Consider the following 21,670-nt stretch of genomic DNA (forward strand, 5'->3'; position numbering starts at 1 on the left):
AGAAGGGCAAGGCAGAGAGGTTGACCCGTGCTAGCAGACAGTCAGTTTGGAGCCCCGTACGGTCAACGGCCCTGTCCCGTAATCGGTGGCGCCTATGGGTGACCGGTCTTGTTGGTAAGACCTGCGGTCCGCGCAATGCAGGTGTTCTGGAATATCGGCCAGACTGAAGGTGCACGTCAGCGGGTTACAGTCTGGCAACGCGGCCGAATTCGCCTACCCTCGGTCTTGCATGACGGTCCGCCGACGGAGTCGGTGGACCGTTTCGCTTTCGGCGGTTGGTGGAGCGCAGGGGCCAACGACCCGAGTGTTGCCTGGGGTGGGCGCCGGGTTTCACGCTCCAGGGTGGGGCCGCTTTTCGTAGGGATAGGCGAATTCGCTGGTCAGGCGGAATTCGACAGAAGGGCGAGCCGTTCAAGGGCGCCGGCGATCTCACTGCCCCAGGGCCAGTGGCGGGCGAGGCGGAGGATGCGGCGCGGCCGGTGGTGACGAGCTGGGCGGCTGCCGCAAAGAGGCGAAGCCGCGGGCAACAGAGTTCTCCGAGCCTTGCCTGGCCGGTCAGGGGGAGCCTCGGCATCCAGGCCAGCGGGTCGAGCGCGATATGCACGATCGCCTGCCAGATCCGTTCTGGGCGGTGCGGTGTGGTGCGGTGCGGTGCAGGGACAGGTTGCGCTGGCCAGTAGCCCGGGCGGCCCTGATCCGGTCCTCCGCGCGGGCCCGTAGCCGGTGACGGGCCTCGAGCTCCGCGATCCGGCCGGTTGGCGGTGTTCGTCGCGAAGCAGGTCAGCCGGATGCCCCCGCGGACCGCGCCGTCCGCCTCACCGGCCGGCGTCCAGGCCGATGCGGGAACCTTCAGGACATGTTGATGGATCGCGGCCGTTGTCACCATGCCGACCGAGCAGGACAGCCACCGGCCCCGCCGGGTCAGCCAGTCGACGAACTCGCGCGTGCCACCCGCCGAGTCCGTGCGGATCAACGTCCACCGTCCCTGCACAGCACGGGGCCGCGCGTCAGAGCACCGCGGGGCATGCGATCCCGGAGCACGGGGCATTCGTGCCGCAAGGCGACGCCGTCCAGCACACCCGCCCCATGCCCGTCGTCCGAGAAGCCGCAGGAGCCTATGTCCGACGCCTCCCAGCCGCCCCCGCCACGCCGCACGGGCCCGAGGAACCGCGGCAGCGGAAGAAGAGCGCGGGACGCGACCTCGGCGCGGCGATAGGGTCGACCTCGGACTGGGCGTCGTCCTGGTCGCGCTCTTCGTCGTGAATGCCGTCTTCGTCGGGGCCGCGGTGGCCGTCGGCCTGTGGGAGCTGAACTCGCGGTTCGCCGAACGCAAGGGGATCAAGGCGCCGCAGGTGCCGTTGATCGTCGGCGGCGCGGCGATGGTGATCGCCGGATACGCGGCGGCCCCCGAGGGGCGGATGGCGGCCTGCTCGGCGCGATCGGCTTCTCCATGGTCGCCGGTGTGCTCTGCATGACGCTGCTGGTGGACGGAAGCGTCTGGTTGCAGGCCCTGCTGCTGGGCACGGCCGTCGCGATCAGCGCCACGCTGGGCGACCTCGGCGAGTCGATGATCAAGCCGGACCTGGGCATCAAGGACATGGGCGCGCTGCTGCCGAGTCACGGCGGCGGGCATAGGCCGCCTGGACTCCCTTCTCCCCACGGGCCCCGTGGTCTGGCTCCTGCTGGAGATCTTCGTCGGCATCTGAGCGTTCGCTCGCTGTGAAAGCCCCGTCACGCCCCAAGGGCGGAGCGGGGTTTCCGTCCTTCGCGAAGTTTCTTCAGATGGTGCCCTGGAGGCCCATGAGTATGGAGTAGGCGGACTCCGCCCGGCGGCCCGGAGCGGCGTCGGGGCCCGCGTGGTCCAGGAAGCTCCTGGTTCCGCCGTGGTGGATGATGCGGCCGCTCTTCATGAGGGAGACGGTGTTCGCCTCGTCGGCCAGGTCGGCCACATCGTGCGTAGACATCAGTACCGGTACGCGCCCGGCGACCTTACGCACCACGTCACGGAAAACCGTGCGCTGGTGAGGGTCAAGGCCGGCCGTGGGCTCGTCGAGAAGGATGACCAGCGCGTCGTGCGCAAGGGCGCAGGCGATGCCCACGCGGCGCAGCTGCCCTCCGGAGAGCCTGGCGGTCTTCTGACCGCTCTGGTCGCCGAGGTTCACCTGCTCAAGGGCCTCCCGGGCTCGTTCCCACGCGCCGGCGCGGCTCTCCCCCTTCAACCACGCCACGTACGCCACGTACTCGCGGGCGGTCAGCTGACGCGACGTCGGCACTCGCTGGGGCAGCCAGGCCACCTGACGACGGTATTCGCGGCTGGCCGAGGTGAGGGGTGAGTCCTTGAACCTCACCCTGCCGGCCAGGGGAGCGGCCGTTCCGGCCAGCAGGGACAGGGTGGTCGACTTTCCCGCCCCGTTGGGGCCGAGCAGGATCGTCAGGCCTTCGCCGGGGATCTCGTAGCTGAAGTCGATGAGGACCGGCCGCTCCCAGCGGTGGTAGCGGAAGGTGACGTGGTCGAGCAACAAAGTCATCGGGCGGTCCTTGGTGCGCAGCAAATGAGGGTGAGAACTCCGGCCAGGAAGACGGCGACGGATCCGACGGCGGCGTGGGTGACGTGGGGCCCCTCGGTGACCATGACCCACGGGTAGGGGTCGTTGCGGCTCCGACCGCCGACGAACATGGCCTGGATCGACCAGAACACAGGGAGCAGGGGAGCGCGGTGGCCGATCAGAGGCCAGGCGCACATCGAGAGCCCGCAGAAGAGCAGGTTGTTCCGTGCGGCCGCCAAAGTGGCCGGCGACCCCAGGAGTGACATCCCCGCCGCCACCGCTGTCGCCAGGAGCGCGAAACCGGATACCAGCAGGATGTCCCTGGTGTCGAGACGGCGGACGGCGGCGCGCTCCACCGCGGGCATCCGACGCTCGAGGCAGACGACCAGGGCAACGCTCGGAACGAGGGCGACGAAGTTGCTCAGTTCCGTCATCGTCCCGTGGTGCCCCAGGAAGGAGGGAAATGCGAGCACCACGCCGCTGGTCACGCCGACCCCCGCGAGAAAGGTGATCAACGCGCAGGGCAGCACACCGACGGCGCCACGTTGTCGTAGCCACCACAGCATGGTCAGTGACCTGCCGAGCAGGCGGACCGGATCTGCCGGGCATACCAGGCCTTCCGTTCCTCCAGAGACAATTCGTTCACCTTGTCCGTCTCCGAAAGGAGTTGCTCTCTGCTCTGCCCCTCACTGAATCCACCGGTCTCCCGGGAGAGCCATTCCAGGTAATGGTCCTGAACCCCGATGGTCTCGGCCACCCACAGGGTGGGGTAGTGCATGGTGTTCCAGTCGGGACTCTCGCAGGGCATACCGACCACGGAGATGGCGATGTTCTCGCGGAGCGCCTGATCGGCCTCTTCCGGTGCGAGCGCGAGAGTCCAGCTTTCCCCCTCGGTGTCGATCCGCTGGTTCGCGGCCACGGTGATATCGGTGATGCGCTCCGGCTCCTCCACTAGGACCCCAGCGGCTTTCAGGCGTTCCGTCATTCCCTTGAGCCCTGTCCGGACCTCGTTGATGTGAGCCGCTCCCGCTTCGGGCAGGCAGACTTCGGGTTCCTCTCCCACGCACGTCACGGGAGCCAATCCCTGGGACGCGGGAGGCATGGAGCGCCAGTCCATGGTGATGGCGTAGGCGGTGAGCAACCCGCCCGTCGCGACGACAAGAGCCAGGGCGACGGAACCCACCTTGAGACGGCGAGGGCCCGCCAACGCGACGCAAGCGACGGACAGGCAGACCGTGGGGAGGAGCACGGCCACGGTCATGGCCGGTGAATAGGCCTCACCGAAACCGAGCCAGGAGATCGACCCGGTGACATGGTGTGCCCAGTAGTGATCCGTGCCCAGCGGAAAGCTGGTGCCGACGAACACCGCCACCGAGAGCAGGGGAGCGGAGTACAGCGCGTGCAGCCGTCGGCCGACCACGAATCCGATGACGGAGTGCGCGATGAGCAGGACCACCACGATGGCCAGAAGCTGGAGGGTGTAAAAGTCAGGCGGGGCTCCGACCAGCCACAGTCCGGCTGCCATGATCCCGGCGGTGGGAACCGACAGGCACGCCACGGTAATAAGGACCGGTTGGAGCGCGACCCGCCAGGTCGGCACAGCGGCGCCCAGTTCCCATGTGCCAAGGGCCTTCAGCCGGGTCGCTTCCACGGCAGTCAGTCCGGCCGCGGCCGCGGCCGCCATTGGTGCGGGCGCATGGACCGCATACGAGGCAGCCTGGGCCGCCCAAGGCATGGCGACGAGCTGCTCGATGTGCCGCGTACTCGTGAGGAAGACGTACGAGAAGAAGAGGCCGACCAACGGGAGAGCAGGCACGGCCGGATGAGTGCGAAGAGCGGTGGGGAGTCGCATGAGGCCCTTGTAGAAGTGCGAAGCCGGGCCTCCGCGCGTCAGGCGCGGAGGCCCGGCGGGATCAGTCAGCCAGTGTGGTGTCGACTTCAACCTTGGTCACGATAAGGGCGCAGCTCATGCACCCGGAACCGATCTTGTCGATCTCGAAGTAGTAGCTGTCGTAAGGCAGGCCCGACTCGGTCGCAGTGCTCTTGTAGCCGTTGCCGTTGAAACAGTTGGTGAAGGTGGAGGTGTCGTGCTTGGTGTCGCTGCCCCAGTCGATCTGCTGCCAGAGCGCGATGTCGGTGCTCTTCCTGCCGTAGACGTCCGCGCAGTCGGTGAAGTTGATTTCGTTGTACGACTCGTCCACCCACTGCTGGGACAGCTTTCCTTCGGCCCCTCCCCAGTTGCTCGCAGTCCACGCCCATGCGCCGGTGGTGGTGCTGAACGCCAGAGCAGCGGCGGCACCGAGGACGACAGAGGCTCTGCGTAGACGTTTTCCAGCCATCGGAAAGTACCTCCCCTTCCTTCCGGCCGTCCGAGACGGGCCTCGAACTGAAGACCGAAAAGCGAGGAAACTGTAACAGTGATCTTAAGGTTGCGGGGAGGTTAACCTCGAAATTTTATGATGGTCCGCCTACTGAATCGGTGGCCCGCTTCTGTGCTGCGGGTAGGCTGAGGGCCCGAGTGTCGTCTCGGGTGGACGCCGGGTTCCATTGCTCCGGATGGTGCGGTGCTGTCGTAGAGGCGGCGACTCCGCTGGCCATCCGTGGTTCGGGAGGAGCGCTAACCCGGTCCCGAGCAGTGATGATGCGGCTGGTCCAGGGCCAGCGCCGGGCCAGGCGGAGGATCCGTCGGCGGCCGGCGGTCACGAGCTGCCTGGCCGCGGAGAACAGGCGAAGCCGCAGGCGGCGGAGTGCCTGCAAGCTGCCCTATTCACTTGCATGTGCCGAAGCCATGGCCGCCCAGCTTGACCAGCCAACTCGGACAGGATGCCTGAGTTGGCTGGTCACGGCCAATTGGGTGCACCCCGCACCTCAGACAACATACAGGTTAGCGGCTTGCCAGTGAATCATGGCGAGGAGTCCAGCATGGGGCTACAGATCACCTCAAGCGATCCCAATGCCCGGACGCGTGCAGGGTTCGACGCAAGGACTGATCAAACAAAATAGCGATCCATTACGCGATCGCAGTACCTCGGGCTATGTCCCGCGGATACCCGTCAGCCCCATCCTGGCGCCAAACGGCTATATATACGGTAATCCCCTCAGGTGCACTCCAATTGAATCCGTTGCAATGATCTTTACCCCCCGTCTCCTCACCCTTAAAAACCATATTTCCGGTGGAATCGGAATACATGACCTGAATTACGGCGCGGTAGCCATCAGCGGCCTTGTCGCAAATTTCGAGCAATTCCCCTTCGTGCATGAAGGCACCGTGAGCAAACTCGACAAATTCTCCGTTGAGACTGCCGGTACTGCCGACACCCACGTTGGTGCCCGCAAAAGCGGTTCCGGATCCAACCGTGACGGCAAGCGTAAGCGCACCGACGGCAGCAAGGGCCGTTTTCAACTTGAAGCCGAGCATATTCCCCCACATTCATGAACTGTTGGCTGGTTGACCCATGATGGCCACCCACCGGAGCAATTTATATACTGCCAAGTTGCACGGTCAAGGGGGCGGCATAAGGTTGTTTTGTAAGTCCGCATCTCGGCCCGCACATGACCACTGTGCTGTCTCCGCGCCGCTCTTGCGCCTATGTGGCGGTCGCTCCCCTGCCCCTCTGCGCAGACACTTCGGGACCGGTCCTGCGAGGACCGGACCAGCGCCACTGCGCCCTGCTTGCACCCTTCGGGGTAATCATTCCGCTTTGCCGCCTAAAATCACTGACGACACCGTGATGACCTCGGCGGAAAAGGTAGAACTCAAGCGTCTGCGGCTCACGCAACTCAGGGCCGGTGGCCGAATAGCTGTGGAAGAGCGGGCGAACTCTTGTGAGTTCGCTCGCTCTTGCATGTACGCGTCAGTAGCCTCCGGCCCATGAGCCGACAGAGACCGACCTCGGACGCCCTCGCCCCCGTCTTCCCCTCCCCCGCCGCCTCCCCCAGCCGCCGCACGGTGGTCAAGGCAGCCGCGGCCGGCGCCGTGCTGGCCGCGCCGCTGGCCGCCGCCGCGCCGGCCCTGGCCGCCACCGCCGCCCCCGCCTTCCTGCACGGCGTGGCCTCCGGCGACCCGCTGCCCGACGGCGTCCTGCTGTGGACCCGGGTCACCCCCTCGCCCGAGGCGACGCCGGGGTCCGGGGCCGGGGAGGACACCCCGGTGGAGTGGGTGATCGCCACCGACCGGGCCCTGTCCGGCGTGGTGGCCCGCGGCACGGTCACCGCCACCGCCGCCTCCGACCACACCGTCAAGGCCGACGTGCGCGGTCTGCGCCCGGCCACCGACTACTTCTTCCGCTTCACCGCCGGCGGCGTCCACTCCCCCGTCGCCCGCACCCGCACCGCGCCCGCCGCCGACGCCGCGGCGACCGGCCTGCGCTTCGGCGTGGTCTCCTGCGCCAACTACGAGTCGGGCTACTTCTCGCCGTACCGGCACCTGGCCGGCCGCGGCGACCTGGACGCCTGGCTGCACCTGGGCGACTACATCTACGAGTACGCCAGCGGCGCCTACGCCTACGGCGGGGTGGTCCGCCCGCACCGGCCCACGCACGAGATTCTCACCCTCGCCGACTACCGGATGCGCCACGCCCGGTACAAGACGGACCAAGACCTCCAGGCGCTGCACGCCACCGCCCCCTGCGTCGCCATCTGGGACGACCACGAGATAGCCAACGACACCTGGTCCGGCGGCGCCGAGAACCACACCGAGGGCGCCGAGGGGACCTGGGCGGCCCGCCGGGCGGCCGCCAAGCAGGCCTACTTCGAGTGGATGCCGGTCCGCCCGGCGATCGCCGGCACCACCTACCGCCGGCTGCGCTTCGGCAAGCTGGCCGACCTCTCGCTGCTGGACCTGCGCAGCTTCCGCTCCCAGCAGGTCTCCTCGGCGGGCGGTTCGGTGGACGACCCGGACCGCACCCTCACCGGCCGCGCCCAGATGGACTGGCTGAAATCCGGCCTCTCCGCCTCGGACACCACCTGGCGGCTGGTGGGCAACTCCGTCATGATCGCGCCGTTCTCGGTGGCGCAGCTGCCGGAGTTCGTCCGCGAGCCGCTCGGCGAGCTGCTGGGCCTGCCGGACCTCGCCATCAGCGTGGACCAGTGGGACGGCTACACCGACGACCGCAAGGAGCTCATCTCCCACCTGCGCACCGGCGGCATCCGCAACACGGTCTTCCTGACCGGCGACATCCACATGGCCTTCGCCAACGACGTACCGGTCGACGCCACCACCTACCCGCTGACCGCCTCGGCGGCCACCGAGTTCGTCGTCACCTCGGTGACCTCGGACAACCTCAACGACTACGTGGGCGTGTCGGAGGGGACGATCACGGCGGTCGCCTCCCCGGCCATCCGTGCCATGAACCGGCACGTGAAGTTCGTCGACACCGACCAGCACGGCTACGGCGTGTTCTCGGTGACGCCCGAGCGGGCGCAGATGGACTACTACCGCGTCTCCGAGCGCGCGGATCCGGCCGCCACCTCCCACTGGGTGCGTTCCTACCGCACGCTCAGCGGCACGCAGAAGGCGGAGCGGACCTATGACCCGGTGTAGTCGACGCGCGTAACATGCAGGGGCGATTTTCAGCCACCGCGACCGAGGGTCGCCCCCCGTTACAGGCACATGACAGGTCCGTACCACCTTCTTGTCATGACCGAACCAATTCGGACACTTGGGCCGCCCGCGGTCGCCCCACGCCGCGCCGCCCCCTCCCTCCACGGAGGCGGCGGCGTTCGGCATGCCCGATTTCCCCGGTCTGCACCCCGTCCCATCAGGCCGGATCCGCACCTGTCCGGCCTCGCCATGTCCACGTAATGTCCGGGCAGCGGCCAGGAAGATCCCTGCGCGCGCCCCGTCCCTTCGCACGAGCAAGGAGCTCACCATGCGTGCGTTCGCCCGGATATCCCCCCAGATGCGCCGTCGTCTCATCGGCGCCGCCGCCGTGGCCGGATCTCTCGTCCTGGCCCCGGTCTCCGCCCCCACCACGCTGGCCGCGGCCCCCGCCGCCAAGGTCGCCTCCGCCGAGAACTGCGCCGACACCGCCGGCGCGGCCGCCCGTGTCGCCAAGGGTCACACCGACAAGGTGGACCCGAACGGGGTCACCGCCGCCAAGGCCAAGGCCATGCAGGCCGACCTGGAGAAGGCGCTCGCCGACAAGAAGACGGCCCCGTCGGCCGCCGCGGTCTCCGCGACCATCCCGGTGTACTTCCACGTCATCACCGACGGCTCCAAGGGCGCGCTGACGACCACCGAGATCAACAACCAGATCAGCGTGCTGAACAACGCCTACGCCGGCCAGGGCACGGGCAACGTCTCCACCGGCTTCTCCTTCTCGCTGGCCGGCGTCGACACGACCAACAACGCGAGCTGGTACAACCTGGCCGACGGCTCCTCCGCGGAGAAGGCCATGAAGACGGCCCTGCGCAAGGGCGGCAAGAACGCCCTGAACATCTACACCGCGAACCTCAGCGGCGGCCTGCTCGGCTGGGCGACCTTCCCGACCTCCAGCATCGGCTCGCAGGACGGCGTCGTCATCCTGGACGAGTCGCTGCCGGGCGGCACCGCGGCCAACTACAACCAGGGCGACACCGCCACCCACGAGGTCGGCCACTGGCTGGGCCTGTACCACACCTTCCAGGGTGGCTGCAACGGCAACGGCGACTACGTCTCCGACACCCCGGCCGAGTCCAGCCCGGCGTACGAGTGCCCGACCGGCCGTGACACCTGCACCAAGGCCACCGGTGCCGACCCGATCCACAACTTCATGGACTACACGTACGACTCCTGCATGTACCAGTTCACCACCGGCCAGGTGACCCGCATGCAGCAGGCCTGGACCGCCTACCGCGCGGGCTGACCTGCCGGCTGAGCAAGAACTAGAGCGCGTCGAGGAAGCCGAGCGCCACCCTCCAGGTGGCCTCGGCCGCCTCGGCGTCGTGGTCCGGAAGACCGGGGTCGGTGTAGAGATGACCGGCCCCGGGATACCGGTAGATCTCCACGTCCGCGCCGGCCCGGCGCATCTGCAGGTACCAGGAGCTCAGCCAGTCGTCCGTCTCGAACGGATCGGGCTCCGCCACGTGGAGCTGCACCGGCAGGTCGTCCACCGCGGTGTTCGCCGCGAGGTCCGAGGTGCCGTGCAGGAGCAGCAGACCGCGCGCCTTGTCGTCGCCCAGCGCCAGGGTCTGCGCGGTGGCCGCGCCCAGCGAGAAGCCGGCGTACACCAGCCCGCGCTCCGAGTAGGGTGCCGCCGCCAGCACCGCCCGCTTCAGCAGTTCGTCCGCGCCGATCGCGGCGTGGTGGTCCATGCCCTCCTCGACCGTGTCGAAGACCCTTCCTCCGAAGAGGTCCGGGGTCCACACCTGGTGGCCCGCCGCGCGCAGCCGGTCGGCCGCCTCGTGGACGGCGGGGCGCAGACCGTAGGTCGAGTGGAAGAGCATCACGTTCATGAGTCAATGCTCACACGACCTTCGCGTTCGGCTCCTCCCGGTCCGGGATAAGCGCGCCGAATGGAGAACGTCATGCGCCCGCTCATCGTCATCGGCGGCTCGGTCCTCCTCACCCTCGTCATCGGGTGGGCCACGGACCTGCTGCTCCGCAAGGCCGACGAGCGCCACCCGGAGACCCCGGCCTGGGGTCTGCTGAGGCGCGCTCGTATCCCCTACCAGATCGCCCTGTGCGTCGCCCTGCTGCGCGCCACCTACGACGAGGCGCAGATCGGCGGCTCGTACCGGGTGCTGATCGGCCGCGCCATCACCCTGGTCCTCATCGGAGCCACCGCCTGGCTGCTGATCCGCATCGCGGCGGCGATCGTGGAGGCCACCTACGACCGGTACGCCAGGGTCCACCGTGATCCGGCGCGGGTGCGCCGGGTGCGCACCCAGGTCGAGCTGATCATGCGGGTGGTCACCGCGATCGTCGGTGTGGTCGCCGTCGCCGCGATGCTGCTCACCTTCCCCGCGATGCGCGCGGCCGGCACCTCGCTGCTGGCCTCCGCCGGACTCCTCGGCATCGTCGCCGGTGTCGCCGCCCAGTCCACCCTGAGCAACGTCTTCGCCGGTCTGCAGATCGCCTTCGGCGACATGGTCCGCATCGGCGACACCGTGGTCGTCGAGGGCGAGTGGGGCACCGTCGAGGAGATCACCCTGACCTTCCTGACCGTGCGCACCTGGGACGAGCGCAGCTTCACGATGCCGGTGTCCTACTTCACGTCCAAGCCGTTCGAGAACTGGTCGCGCGGCGGCAGCCAGATGACCGGCGTCGTCTACTGGCACCTGGACCACCGGGCCCCGGTGGAGGCGATGCGCGACAAGCTCCGCGACATCCTGCGCCACTGCCCCGCCTGGGACGGACGCGCCCACGGCGTACAGGTCACCGACACCACGCCGACCACCATGGAGGTCCGGGCGCTGGTCACCGCCAAGGACGCGGACGACATCTGGACGGTGCGGGTCACCGTCCGCGAGGAGATGCTGCGCTGGCTGGTGGCCGAGCACCCCTACGCGCTGCCGCGCATCGTCACGGCCACGCCGGAGACGCCGATGAACCTGCCGCTGCCCACCGCCGAGCAGAACGGGCGGCCGGAGCGCGCCGCGCGCGACGTCATGCCGAAGCCCCGGCTCGAGAAGTGAGCCGGGGCCGCGGGGGGCACCCCTGAGCGTTCGCGTGGGCTACAGCGTCCGCCGCATCGACCGGTGCGGGATGCCGGCGTCGTCGAAGACCGGGCCGTATGCCTGGTAGCCGAGCCGTTCGTAGAAGCCCAGGGCGTGCACCTGCGCCCCGAGGTCGACCACGCCCAGTCCGCGCTCGCGCGCCGCGTCCTCGATGCCCCGCACCAGCGCCACGCCGACGCCGAGCCCGCGGGCCTCGGGCAGCACCGCGAGCCGGCCCAGCGAGCCGACCGACGGGTCCCCGCCGGTCTTCTTCGCCGCCACCTCGCCGTACAGCAGCCGGCCGGTGCCCAGCGCGGCGCCGTCCTCCTCGCGGACGGCCAGCACGTGCACGGCGTGGGCGTCCAGCGCGTCGTACTCGATGTTCTCGGGGACACCCTGCTCGACGACGAAGACCTGCTTGCGGACCCGGAAGCAGGCCTCACGCCCGGCCGGGTCGTCGACGACCCGGACCACGACGGACCGCGCGGTGGGGGCGCTCACGCGTAGGTCTCCTCACGCACCCTGTCGAGGGCCTGGCTCAGGTCCTCGGGGTAGTCGCTGGCGAACTCGACCCACTCGCCGGTGCCGGGGTGCTCCAGGCCGAGGCGCACGGCGTGCAGCCACTGGCGGGTCAGGCCGAGCCGCTTCGCCAGCGTCGGGTCCGCCCCGTAGGTGAGGTCGCCGACACAGGGGTGCCGGTGGGCCGACATGTGCACGCGGATCTGGTGCGTGCGGCCGGTCTCCAGCTTGACGTCCAGCAGGGACGCCGCGCGGAAGGCCTCGATGAGGTCGTAGTGGGTGACCGACGGCTTGCCCTCGGCGGTGACCGCCCACTTCCAGTCGCTGCTGGGGTGGCGGCCGATGGGCGCGTCGATGGTGCCGCTGGTCGGGTCCGGATGGCCCTGCACCAGGGTGTGGTAGCGCTTGTCGACCGTGCGCTCCTTGAACTGGCGCTTGAGCGACGTGTACGCGTGCTCGGACTTGGCGACGACCATCAGGCCGGAGGTGCCGACGTCCAGGCGGTGCACGATGCCCTGGCGCTCGGCGGCGCCGGAGGTCGAGATCCGGTAGCCGGCCGCGGCCAGCCCGCCGATCACGGTGGTGCCGTTCCAGCCGGGCGAGGGGTGCGCGGCCACGCCGACCGGCTTGACGATCACGACGATGTCGTCGTCGTCGTGCACGATCTCCATGCCCTCGACGGGCTCGGCGACCACCTGCACGGGGGCGGGGGCCTGGGGCATCTCCACCTCGAGCCAGGCGCCGCCGGAGACGCGCTCGGACTTGCCGACGACCACCCCGTCGACCAGCACCTTGCCCGACGCGGCCAGCTCGGCCGCCTTGGTACGGGAGAAGCCGAACATCCGGGAGATGGCGGCGTCGACGCGCTCGCCCTCCAGGCCGTCCGGCACGGGCAGGGTTCGGATCTCGGGAATCGTACTCACCCGTCGAGTATGCCGGACAGGTGACGCGGCACGGCGCGCGGCCATGTGCGGCCTCTCCCCGGGGAGAGGCGGCCACCGCGTCGCGCGTCAGTCCTTGTGGACCGTGCCGTCCGGGTCCAGGCCCTTGAAGGAGAGCAGCACGATCAGGATGCCGCCGCAGACGATCGCCGCGTCCGCCAGGTTGAACACCGCGAAGTGCTTGGGCGCGACGAAGTCGACCACCGCGCCCTCGAAGACGCCCGGCGAGCGGAAGATCCGGTCGGTGAGGTTGCCCAGCGCACCGCCCAGCAGCAGTCCGAGGGCCACCGCCCAGGGCGCGCTGTAGAGCTTGCGGGCGAGACGGAAGATCACCACGATCACGGCGGCCGCGATCACCGTGAAGATGATGGTGAACGCCTCGCCGAAGCCGAAGGCGGCGCCCGGGTTGCGGATCACGTCCAGGCGCAGCCACTCGCCGAGCAGCTCGACGGAGCGGTTCCCCGGCTCCAGTTCGGCCACCACGATCAGCTTGCTGACCAGGTCGAGGACGTACGCCAGTACGGCGACGAGGACGAGCGCGGTGATGCGCCGCTTGCCCCGCGGGGGCTGCCGCTCCTCGTGCTCCTCCGGGGCTGCCGCCTCGTCCGGAGTCTCCGGCGTACCGATGATGCGCTCCGCCTCTGCCACGTGAGTCCTTCGACCTGGTTACCTGACTGGAAGGAGAGCGTACGACACGGCCGCGGCGACCGCTGTGGTCAGTGCCTCCTCTCCTGCTTCTGCTTGCACTCGACGCACAGCGTGGCGCGCGGGAAGGCCTGCATGCGGGCCTTGCCGATGGCGTTTCCGCAGCTCTCGCAGCGGCCGTAGGCCCCGGCGTCCAGCCGCTCCAGGGCGTGCTCGGTCTGGGTCAGCGTCTCGTTGGCCGCCGCCGCCAGCGCCAGTTCGTGCTCGCGGGTGATGTTCTTCGCACCGGTGTCGGCCTGGTCGTCGCCGGCCCCGTCGCCGGAGTCGCGCATCAGCCGGGCCAGGGCGCGCTCGGCCGAGGCGATCTCCTCGCGCAGTCTCGCGGCCTCGCCCTCGAGTTCGGAGCGGGCCTCCTCGACCTCTTCCCGGGTCCACGGGTCCTCGCCGGGGCGGACCGCCAGGTCTCCCGGCTCCACCCGGACCTTCGCCACCGCCGCCGCCGTGGCCGCACTCTTCCCGTTGGTCACGCCCCTGCCTCTCGTCCCGGGCGCGGCCGACGCCGCACCACGCTGCCCGACCCGCTCGGTCCGGCCGCCGCTCACGCGGCGGCGCCCTTCTTCCCGCCCTGCCGCGGTTCAGTCGCCCGCGGCCCCTCACGTGCTGTGATGCTGCTCGCGAATCGTGCTGGGACCATAGATCGGCCCGGCACCGGCGGCAACGGGGCTCGCCGCTGCATGCGTTGTGCCCATCTGCGGCCCCGGTATGCGCGGCACGGGGGCCGAACGGGTGCCCAGGCCGGCGGAGGCTCCCGGGGCCTGGGGAAAAGCCGTCACCGTCACCCGCTGTCGCCCCTTACACTGGCCGCAGCGACAAGGCGTGGATGGGACGAGTAGCGTCGCCCGCAGCCCAGAGCGACCCGGGGACGGTGGGAGCCCGGGGGCGAGCACGACGTGAAGATCACCCCGGAGCCGCCGGAAGAACGCCCGGAGCACCCACAGGCAGGACGCAGGGGCCCGGGCCGGTAGACCCGGCAGTCGTGACCCGAATGAGGGGGTCACCGGGCGCGCGCGAGCACGCACCGGCGGCCAAGGAGGGTGGTACCGCGGGACCGCGCCGACGGCGCACGGCTCTCGTCCCTCCGACGGAAGGCAGCAACGTCCGTTGGAGGAAGCCGCTGATGACAGCGCCGACGTACCGCCAGGTCCCCGCACAGGTCGACCTGCCCGCGCTCGAGCACTCCGTGCTCGACTTCTGGCAGGACCAGAAGATCTTCGCCAAGTCGCTGGAGCAGTCCGAGGGCCGCCCGGAGTGGGTGTTCTACGAGGGCCCGCCCACCGCGAACGGCATGCCCGGCGCCCACCACATCGAGGCCCGCGTCTTCAAGGACGTCTTCCCCCGCTTCCGCACCATGCGCGGCTACCACGTGGCCCGCAAGGCGGGCTGGGACTGCCACGGCCTGCCCGTGGAGCTCGCGGTGGAGAAGGAGCTCGGCTTCACCGGCAAGAAGGACATCGAGAACTACGGCATCGCCGCGTTCAACGCGAAGTGCCGGGAGTCCGTCACCCGTCACACGGACGCCTTCACCGAGCTGACGACCCGCATGGGCTACTGGGTCGACCTCGACGACGCGTACCGCACCATGGACCCGGAGTACGTCGACTCGGTCTGGTGGTCGCTGAAGGAGATCTTCAAGAAGGGCCACCTGGTCCAGGACCACCGTGTCGCCCCCTGGTGCCCCCGCTGCGGCACCGGCCTGTCCGACCACGAGCTGGCCCAGGGCTACGAGACGGTCGTCGACCCCTCGGTCTACGTCCGCTTCCCGCTGACCTCCGGCCCGCTGGCCGGCCAGGCCTCCCTGCTGGTGTGGACGACCACCCCGTGGACGCTGGTCTCCAACACCGCGGTCGCCGCCCACCCGGAGGTGACCTACGTGGTCGCCACCGACGGCAGCGAGAAGCTGGTCGTCGCCGAGCCGCTGGTCGCCAAGGCCCTCGGGGAGGGCTGGGAGACCACCGGCGAGAGCTTCACCGGCGCCGAGATGGAGCGCTGGACCTACCGGCGTCCCTTCGACCTGGTGGAGTTCCCGGCCGGTTCCGAGGCGCACTACGTCGTCAACGCCGAGTACGTGACCACCGAGGACGGCACGGGTCTGGTCCACCAGTCCCCCGCGTTCGGTGAGGACGACCTCAAGGTCTGCCGCGGCTACGGCATGCCGGTGGTCAACCCGGTCCGCCCCGACGGCACCTTCGAGGAGGACCTCCCGCTGGTCGGCGGCGTCTTCTTCAAGAAGGCCGACGAGGCGCTGACCGCGGACCTCCAGGAGCGCGGGCTGCTCTTCCTGCACCTGCCGTACGAGCACAGCTACCCGCACTGCTGGCGCTGCCACACCGCGCTCCTCTACTACGCGCAGCCGTCCTGGTACATCCGCACCACCGCGGTCAAGGACCGGCTGATCGAGGAGAACGAGAAGACCAACTGGTTCCCCTCCAGCGTCAAGCACGGCCGCTTCGGCGACTGGCTGAACAACAACATCGACTGGGCGCTCTCCCGCTCCCGCTACTGGGGCACCCCGCTGCCGATCTGGCGCTGCGAGGAGGACCACCTGACCTGCGTCGGCTCCCGCGCCGAGCTCACCGAGCTGACCGGCGCCGACCAGTCCGGGCTGGACCCGCACCGCCCGTACATCGACGACGTCACCTTCGCCTGCCCGGAGGAGGGCTGCGCGCACACCGCGGTCCGCGTCCCCGAGGTCATCGACGCCTGGTACGACTCGGGCTCCATGCCGTTCGCCCAGTACGGCTACCCGTACGAGAACAAGGAGCTGTTCGAGAGCCGCTACCCGGCGCAGTTCATCTCCGAGGCGATCGACCAGACCCGCGGCTGGTTCTACACGCTGATGGCGGTCGGCACGCTGGTCTTCGACAAGTCGTCCTACGAGAACGTGGTCTGCCTGGGCCACATCCTCGCCGAGGACGGCCGCAAGATGTCCAAGCACCTGGGCAACATCCTCCAGCCGATCCCGCTGATGGACCAGCACGGCGCCGACGCGGTGCGCTGGTTCATGGCGGCCGGCGGTTCCCCCTGGGCGGCCCGCCGGGTCGGCCACGGCACCATCCAGGAGGTCGTTCGCAAGACGCTCCTCACCTACTGGAACACCGTCGCCTTCCAGGCCCTGTACGCCCGCACCGCGGGCTGGGCGCCGAGCGCGGCGGACCCGGCGCCGGCCGAGCGGCCGATCCTGGACCGCTGGCTGCTCTCCGAGCTGCACGCCCTCACCGACGGCGTGACGAAGGCGCTGGAGTCCTACGACACCCAGCGGGCCGGCAAGCTGCTCTCCGCCTTCGTGGACGACCTGTCCAACTGGTACGTCCGCCGCTCCCGCCGCCGGTTCTGGCAGGGCGACAGGGCCGCCCTGCGGACCCTGCACGACGTCGTGGTGACGGTCACTCAGCTGATGGCCCCGCTCACCCCGTTCATCACCGAGCGGGTCTGGCAGGACCTGGTCGTCCCGGTGGTCCCGGACGCCCCCGAGTCGGTCCACCTGTCCGCCTGGCCCGAGGCCGACCTGGACGCGGTGGACGCCGAGCTCTCCCAGCAGATGACGCTGGTGCGCCGCCTGGTGGAGCTGGGCCGGGCCACGCGTGCCGAGTCGGGCGTCAAGACCCGGCAGCCCCTCTCGCGGGCGCTGGTCGCGGTCTCCGGCTTCGAGCGGCTCGGGGAGGAGATGCGGGCGCAGATCACCGAGGAGCTCAACGTGGCCGCGCTGGCCTCGCTCTCCGAGGTGGGCGGCTCGCTCGTCGACACCACGGTGAAGGCCAACTTCCGCGCGCTGGGCAAGCGGTTCGGCAAGCGGGTGCAGGAGGTCGCCAAGGCGATCGCGGCGGCGGACGCGGCGGCACTGTCCGCCTCGCTGCGGGAGACGGGCTCCGCCTCGGTGGACGTCGAGGGCGAGACGGTCGCCCTCTCCCCCGAGGAGGTCATCGTGACGGAGACGCCGCGCGAGGGCTGGTCGGTCGCCTCCGACTCGGGCGCGACGGTCGCCCTGGACCTGGAGATCACCGAGGAGCTGCGGCGGGCGGGCCTGGCCCGTGACGCGATCCGGCTGATCCAGGAGGCCCGCAAGAACAGCGGCCTGGACGTCGCGGACCGCATCGCGCTGCGGTGGACCTCCGCGGACGCCACGGTCGTCGAGGCGCTCACCGCGCACGCCGGACTGGTCTCCGACGAGGTCCTCGCCACGGACTTCGCCCAGGGTGAGGCCGACGACACCTTCGGCGCGGACTTCACCGACGAGGGCCTGTCCCTGACCTTCCGCCTCCGCAAGGCGTAGGACCCCGCCTGTACCGAGGCCCGGCTCCCCGCGACGGGGTGCCGGGCCTCGCTGCACCAGCGGCACGACGGTGCCCGCCGCACAGCGAAAAGGGCGGTGCCCCGAACCCTGAGGTTCGGGGCACCGCCCTACCGAACGCCGACGACAGGCGTACCGCTAAGCGCGGCCCGTCAGTTGTCGTCCTCGTCGATCAGGAACCCACGCATCGGCGAGGGAGCCTGGCCCATCGGGCCGGGACCCTGCGGCCGCACCGGCGCCATCGGCTGCGTCATGGCCGGCGACATCTGCGGCTGCCCGTTGCCCGGACCACCGCCGAAGGCGGAGGACGGACCCGGACCACCGTTCATCGGACTGCCGCCGAACGCGGACCCGGCGCCGGCCGGAGCCATCGACGGGGCCGGCGGCGGGGGCGGCAGCGACGGGGCGCCGCTGGGAGCCGGCGTCCGCGGCGGGGCCAGCGTGTCGTCCGCCTGGGACTCCAGCTGACGCAGCTGCGACTCCAGGTAGGACTTCAGCCGCGTGCGGTACTCGCGCTCGAAGCCGCGCAGGTCCTCGACCTTGCGCTCCAGCGTGGCGCGGGCGGACTCCAGGGAGCCCATCGCGACGCGGTGCTTCTCCTGCGCGTCCCGCTCCAGCGCGTCGGCCTTGGCACGGGCGTCACGCTCGAGACCCTCGGCGCGGCTGCGTGCCTCGCCGACGATCTTGTTGGCCTCGGAACGGGCCTCGGCGATCGCCTGGTCGGCGGTCTGCTGGGCCAGCGACAGGACGCGCGCGGCGCTGTCGCCACCGGGGCCCTGGCCGGGACCGCCCATCGGGCCGCCGGGACCGCCCATGGGGCCGCCCATCGGACCGGGGCCGTGCATCGGCTGACCCATGGGACCGGGGCCACCCTGGCCCATCGGACCCGGGCCGCCCTGGCCCATCGGGCCGGGACCCTGCGGACCGTGTCCGCCGGGGCCCTGAGGGCCGCCGTGGCCCTGGGGACCGCCGTGACCCTGAGGGCCGCCGCCCGGGCCGGCGGGAAGCTGCGGGGCACCGCTCGGCAGCTGCGGCGGGCCACCCATGGGGCCGCCGTGCTGCTGCGGGGGTCCTGATATCCCGGCGGGCACAGGTCCACCGGGACCGCGCATGCCCTGACCCTGGTCCTGGGGGCCGCCGGGGCCCTGCGGGCCGCCGGGTCCGTCGGGACCCTTGCGCATGCCCTGCTGGTTCTGCGCGGCGGCACGGGTCGCCGCGGCCAGCTTGGCGCGCAGGTCCTCGTTCTCCCGGAGCAGTCGGGTCAGTTCGGCTTCGACCTCATCGAGGAAGGCATCGACCTCGTCTTCGTCGTAGCCTTCCCTGAGGCGGACGGTCGTGAACTGCTTGTTCCGCACGTCCTCGGGGCTCAACGGCATCTCTTCACCTCAACGTAGTCGTCGGCTTTCGGCAGGAACGTCATTCACATCGCGCTCACAGCCGGCTCACGACGGAGATCAGGATGTAGACGATGATCATCAGTACGAAGAAGGACAGATCGAGCGCCACGCCCCCGAGACGCAACGGCGGGATGAACCGCCGCAGAAGCTTGAGCGGTGGATCGGTGACAGTGTAGGTGGCCTCCAATACGACCACCATCGCCCTTCCGGGCTGCCACGAGCGGGCGAACTGGAACACGTAGTCCATGACCAGCCGGAAGATCAGCACAAGGAGGAAGCACATCAGCGCGATGTAGACCACGTCCCAGAACACGCTCATGATTTGCTGCTTCCCTCTCCCCTGTGTCCTGCGTCACCCGATATGTCTCAGCTCTGGTTGAAGAACCCGCCCTCTGCGATGCGGGCCTTGTCCTCCGCCGTGACATCGACGTTAGCAGGAGACAGGAGGAACACCTTCTGCGTCACCCGCTCGATGCTGCCGTGAAGACCAAACACCAAACCGGCCGCAAAGTCGACAAGTCGCTTCGCGTCTGTGTCGTCCATCTCAGTCAGATTCATGATCACCGGCGTGCCCTCACGGAAGTGTTCCCCGATGGTACGGGCTTCGTTGTAGGTCCGCGGGTGAAGAGTGGTGATCCGGTAGGGCTCCCGCTCCGACACGACCTTGGGCATGACCACCGGCGCGCTCTTCTCCAGACTCTGACGTTCCTGTGTGATGGACGCCACGGGGGCGATCCGCGCGGGTCGGCTGGTTTCCGCCGCGGGGGCGGCGGTCACCGGAGCCGGTTCGCGCGGTGCCGGGGGCTGCACCACTCGCACCGATTCTTCCCTTTGGGGCTGGTGCGAACCATGGGACGAGTGTGAACTGTGCGACGTGTGTACTGATTCGTGTCGGTGACGGTCACGCTCCGGCTCGGGATCGAGCTCCGGTTCGAAGTCGTCGTCGGGGTCGAAACCCCGGCCGTCGTACCCATCGTCCTCCACGAGGCCGAGGTAGACCGCCATCTTGCGCATCGCGCCGGCCATGCTCTGAGTCCTCCGCTCTGTGGTGGATCGGCTGACGACTGCCACGTCCCCGCGATCCACGAGGTCGTTCTGCCCGCCATTCGGCGGTAAAGACCATATTTTCTGTTGTGGTCCGACTCTTGGCGACGTTACCCGAGCCCGGGACGGACTCCGAGCACCGCGCTGCCGACGCGTACGTGTGTCGCCCCGGCCGCCACAGCCTCTTCGAGGTCCGCACTCATCCCGGCCGACACCATGGTTGCAGTCGGATGGGCTCGGCGCAGGGCAGTCGACAAATCCATCAGTCTGTCGAACGCGGCCCGTCGACGTCCCGCGTACGGACCGCTGAGCGGGGCGACGGTCATCAGTCCGCCGAGCCGAAGACCCTCCGACGAGGCGATCAGCGCGGCCAGTTCCTCGACCCCGCCGGGCGCCACGCCGCCGCGTTCCCCGCGCTCCTTCTCCTCGGCGTCCAGCGCGACCTGGATCAGGCAGCCGATCTCCCGGCCTCGGCGCACCGCCTCCTTGGAGAGGGCGGTGACGAGCCGGGCGCGGTCGACGGACTGCACCATGTCGGCATAACCGGCCACAGAACGGACCTTGTTGGTCTGCAACTGGCCGACGAAGTGCCAGGAAAGGGGCAGATCGGCACAGTCCGCCGCCTTCGGGGCGGCGTCCTGGTCCCGGTTCTCGGCCACCTGCCGCACCCCGAGCTCCGCCAGGATCCGCACGTCGCTCGCCGGGTACGTCTTGGTGACCACGATCAGGGTCACCTCGTCATGTGCCCGCCCCGCGGCGTCGCACGCCGCGGCGATCCGGTCCCGGACCCGGGCCAGGTTCGCCGCGAGTTCCTCGCCGCGCTCTTTCGTTCCGCTCTCCGTCATGCCTCTTCAGTCCAGCCAGACGTACCCGGCGAGCCGGCCGGTGGTCCGGTCGCGGCGGTACGAGAAATGATCACGCGACTCCATGGTGCACACCGGCGACCGCCCGGCGTCACGCACCCCCAGCCGCGCCAGCTGTGCGTGCACCCCTGCGGCCACGTCGACCGCGGGCGTGCCCCAGGAGGTCTCGGCGTACGCGGCCGGTTCGACGGCGGCGACCTCATCGCGCATCCGCTCCGGCACCTCGTAGCACCGCCCGCACACCGACGGTCCGGTCCGGGCCACGATCCGGGAGGGGTCGGCGCCCAGCTTCGTCATCGCCTCGACCGCCGCCGGGACGACGCCGGCCACCATGCCCGGCCGCCCGGCGTGCGCCGCGGCGACGACGCCGGCCACCGGGTCGGCGAGCAGGACGGGGACGCAGTCGGCGGTGAGGACCGCCGGCGCCAGGCCCGGGCGGGCGGTGACCAGGGCGTCGACCGACGGGATGTCCGCACCCTCGCCCCAGGGCCCGTCGACCTCGGCCACGTCGGCGCCGTGGACCTGGTTCATCCAGACCACCCGGCCCGGGTCCAGACCCAGACAGCGGGCGGCCCGGCCGCGGTTGGCCAGGACGGCCGCGGGGTCGTCGCCGACCGCGCCGCCGAGGTTGAACTCCTCATACGGAGCGGCGCTCACCCCGCCCCACCTGTCGGTGAAGGCGAAGTGCGCGCCGCTGACGCTCTCGCGCTGATCTATCACTTGGGGAGTG

General features: G+C 69.9%; 19 protein-coding genes and 3 pseudogenes. 6 read left to right on the forward strand and 16 right to left on the reverse strand.

Features of this window, described 5'->3' with window-relative positions:
• Positions 1 to 380: 380 nt before the first annotated feature.
• Positions 381 to 988 (reverse strand): annotated as a pseudogene (locus tag ABT026_RS13090) (transposase); the annotation flags it as partial.
• A gap of 98 nt (positions 989 to 1,086) precedes the next feature.
• On the opposite strand from ABT026_RS13090, the pseudogene ABT026_RS13095 reads away from it, so the two are divergent.
• Positions 1,087 to 1,706, forward strand: a pseudogene (locus ABT026_RS13095) (phosphatidate cytidylyltransferase).
• A 72-nt stretch (positions 1,707 to 1,778) separates the two neighbouring features.
• On the opposite strand, the gene ABT026_RS13100 reads toward ABT026_RS13095, so the two are convergent.
• From ABT026_RS13100 to ABT026_RS32160, 5 genes and pseudogenes are all read right to left on the reverse strand, one after another.
• Positions 1,779 to 2,528 (reverse strand): ATP-binding cassette domain-containing protein, encoded by a 750-nt coding sequence (locus tag ABT026_RS13100; protein WP_351114318.1) that lies wholly within the window; start codon positions 2,526 to 2,528, stop codon positions 1,779 to 1,781.
• Positions 2,525 to 2,980 carry a hypothetical protein gene (locus ABT026_RS13105; protein ID WP_351114319.1) on the reverse strand — a complete coding sequence of 152 codons (456 nt, stop codon included), beginning with the start codon at positions 2,978 to 2,980 and terminating at the stop codon, positions 2,525 to 2,527. The genes ABT026_RS13100 and ABT026_RS13105 overlap by 4 nt, the downstream gene beginning before the upstream one ends.
• A gap of 134 nt (positions 2,981 to 3,114) precedes the next feature.
• Positions 3,115 to 4,398, reverse strand: a complete 1,284-nt coding sequence (locus tag ABT026_RS13110) for a DUF7224 domain-containing protein (RefSeq protein ID WP_351114320.1) — start codon at positions 4,396 to 4,398, stop codon at positions 3,115 to 3,117.
• 61 nt (positions 4,399 to 4,459) lie between these two features.
• Positions 4,460 to 4,885: a hypothetical protein gene (locus ABT026_RS13115; protein WP_351114321.1), complete on the reverse strand. Its 426-nt coding sequence runs from the start codon at positions 4,883 to 4,885 to the stop codon at positions 4,460 to 4,462.
• A gap of 262 nt (positions 4,886 to 5,147) precedes the next feature.
• Positions 5,148 to 5,291 (reverse strand): annotated as a pseudogene (locus ABT026_RS32160) (IS1380 family transposase); the annotation flags it as partial.
• 382 nt (positions 5,292 to 5,673) lie between these two features.
• Between ABT026_RS32160 and ABT026_RS13120 the strand changes: the two are divergent.
• From ABT026_RS13120 to ABT026_RS13130, 3 genes are all read left to right on the forward strand, one after another.
• On the forward strand, positions 5,674 to 5,982 hold the full coding sequence (locus tag ABT026_RS13120) for a hypothetical protein (RefSeq protein ID WP_351114322.1): 309 nt from the start codon (positions 5,674 to 5,676) through the stop codon (positions 5,980 to 5,982).
• Between the two features lie 435 nt (positions 5,983 to 6,417).
• The gene (locus ABT026_RS13125) at positions 6,418 to 8,088 is read left to right on the forward strand and encodes an alkaline phosphatase D family protein (RefSeq protein WP_351114323.1); all 1,671 of its coding nucleotides are present in this window, start codon (positions 6,418 to 6,420) and stop codon (positions 8,086 to 8,088) included.
• Between the two features lie 328 nt (positions 8,089 to 8,416).
• On the forward strand, positions 8,417 to 9,391 hold the full coding sequence (locus tag ABT026_RS13130; RefSeq protein WP_351114324.1) for a zinc metalloprotease: 975 nt from the start codon (positions 8,417 to 8,419) through the stop codon (positions 9,389 to 9,391).
• Positions 9,392 to 9,410: 19 nt separating this feature from the next.
• Here the strand turns inward: ABT026_RS13130 and ABT026_RS13135 are convergent, their stop codons facing one another.
• Positions 9,411 to 9,980, reverse strand: coding sequence for a dienelactone hydrolase family protein (locus ABT026_RS13135; RefSeq protein ID WP_351114325.1), 570 nt, complete (start codon positions 9,978 to 9,980; stop codon positions 9,411 to 9,413).
• Positions 9,981 to 10,040: 60 nt separating this feature from the next.
• Between ABT026_RS13135 and ABT026_RS13140 the strand changes: the two genes are divergently transcribed.
• Positions 10,041 to 11,162 carry a mechanosensitive ion channel family protein gene (locus ABT026_RS13140; RefSeq protein WP_351114326.1) on the forward strand — a complete coding sequence of 374 codons (1,122 nt, stop codon included), beginning with the start codon at positions 10,041 to 10,043 and terminating at the stop codon, positions 11,160 to 11,162.
• Between the two features lie 39 nt (positions 11,163 to 11,201).
• On the opposite strand, the gene ABT026_RS13145 is transcribed toward ABT026_RS13140, so the two are convergent.
• The 4 genes from ABT026_RS13145 to ABT026_RS13160 form a co-directional block, all read right to left on the reverse strand.
• Positions 11,202 to 11,684, reverse strand: coding sequence for a GNAT family N-acetyltransferase (locus ABT026_RS13145; protein WP_351114327.1), 483 nt, complete (start codon positions 11,682 to 11,684; stop codon positions 11,202 to 11,204).
• A complete protein-coding gene (locus ABT026_RS13150; protein WP_351114328.1) occupies positions 11,681 to 12,625 on the reverse strand; it encodes an RluA family pseudouridine synthase in 945 nt (314 codons plus the stop codon). Before ABT026_RS13150 ends, ABT026_RS13145 begins: the two co-directional genes overlap by 4 nt.
• 87 nt (positions 12,626 to 12,712) lie before the next feature.
• Positions 12,713 to 13,291, reverse strand: coding sequence for a signal peptidase II (lspA, locus tag ABT026_RS13155; RefSeq protein WP_351114329.1), 579 nt, complete (start codon positions 13,289 to 13,291; stop codon positions 12,713 to 12,715).
• 68 nt (positions 13,292 to 13,359) lie between these two features.
• Positions 13,360 to 13,815 carry a TraR/DksA family transcriptional regulator gene (locus ABT026_RS13160; RefSeq protein WP_351114331.1) on the reverse strand — a complete coding sequence of 152 codons (456 nt, stop codon included), beginning with the start codon at positions 13,813 to 13,815 and terminating at the stop codon, positions 13,360 to 13,362.
• Positions 13,816 to 14,465: 650 nt separating this feature from the next.
• Here ABT026_RS13160 and ileS point away from each other — a divergent pair.
• Positions 14,466 to 17,618 carry an isoleucine--tRNA ligase gene (ileS, locus tag ABT026_RS13165; RefSeq protein ID WP_351114332.1) on the forward strand — a complete coding sequence of 1,051 codons (3,153 nt, stop codon included), beginning with the start codon at positions 14,466 to 14,468 and terminating at the stop codon, positions 17,616 to 17,618.
• Positions 17,619 to 17,788: 170 nt separating this feature from the next.
• Here the strand turns inward: ileS and ABT026_RS13170 are convergent, their stop codons facing one another.
• The 5 genes from ABT026_RS13170 to pgeF all read right to left on the reverse strand — a co-directional run bounded on the left by ABT026_RS13170 (position 17,789) and on the right by pgeF (position 21,660).
• Entirely contained in the window at positions 17,789 to 19,012 is a 1,224-nt protein-coding gene (locus ABT026_RS13170) for a DivIVA domain-containing protein (protein ID WP_351114333.1), read from the reverse strand.
• Between the two features lie 55 nt (positions 19,013 to 19,067).
• Entirely contained in the window at positions 19,068 to 19,352 is a 285-nt protein-coding gene (locus tag ABT026_RS13175; protein ID WP_108953862.1) for a YggT family protein, read from the reverse strand.
• 47 nt (positions 19,353 to 19,399) lie between these two features.
• A complete protein-coding gene (locus tag ABT026_RS13180; RefSeq protein WP_351114334.1) occupies positions 19,400 to 20,059 on the reverse strand; it encodes a cell division protein SepF in 660 nt (219 codons plus the stop codon).
• Positions 20,060 to 20,187: 128 nt separating this feature from the next.
• Entirely contained in the window at positions 20,188 to 20,922 is a 735-nt protein-coding gene (locus tag ABT026_RS13185; RefSeq protein ID WP_351114335.1) for a YggS family pyridoxal phosphate-dependent enzyme, read from the reverse strand.
• A 6-nt stretch (positions 20,923 to 20,928) separates the two neighbouring features.
• On the reverse strand, positions 20,929 to 21,660 hold the full coding sequence (gene pgeF / locus ABT026_RS13190) for a peptidoglycan editing factor PgeF (protein ID WP_351114336.1): 732 nt from the start codon (positions 21,658 to 21,660) through the stop codon (positions 20,929 to 20,931).
• Positions 21,661 to 21,670: the final 10 nt, after the last annotated feature.

It is taken from the genome of Streptomyces sp. NPDC002734 (assembly GCF_040295685.1).
GTDB lineage: Bacteria > Actinomycetota > Actinomycetes > Streptomycetales > Streptomycetaceae > Streptomyces.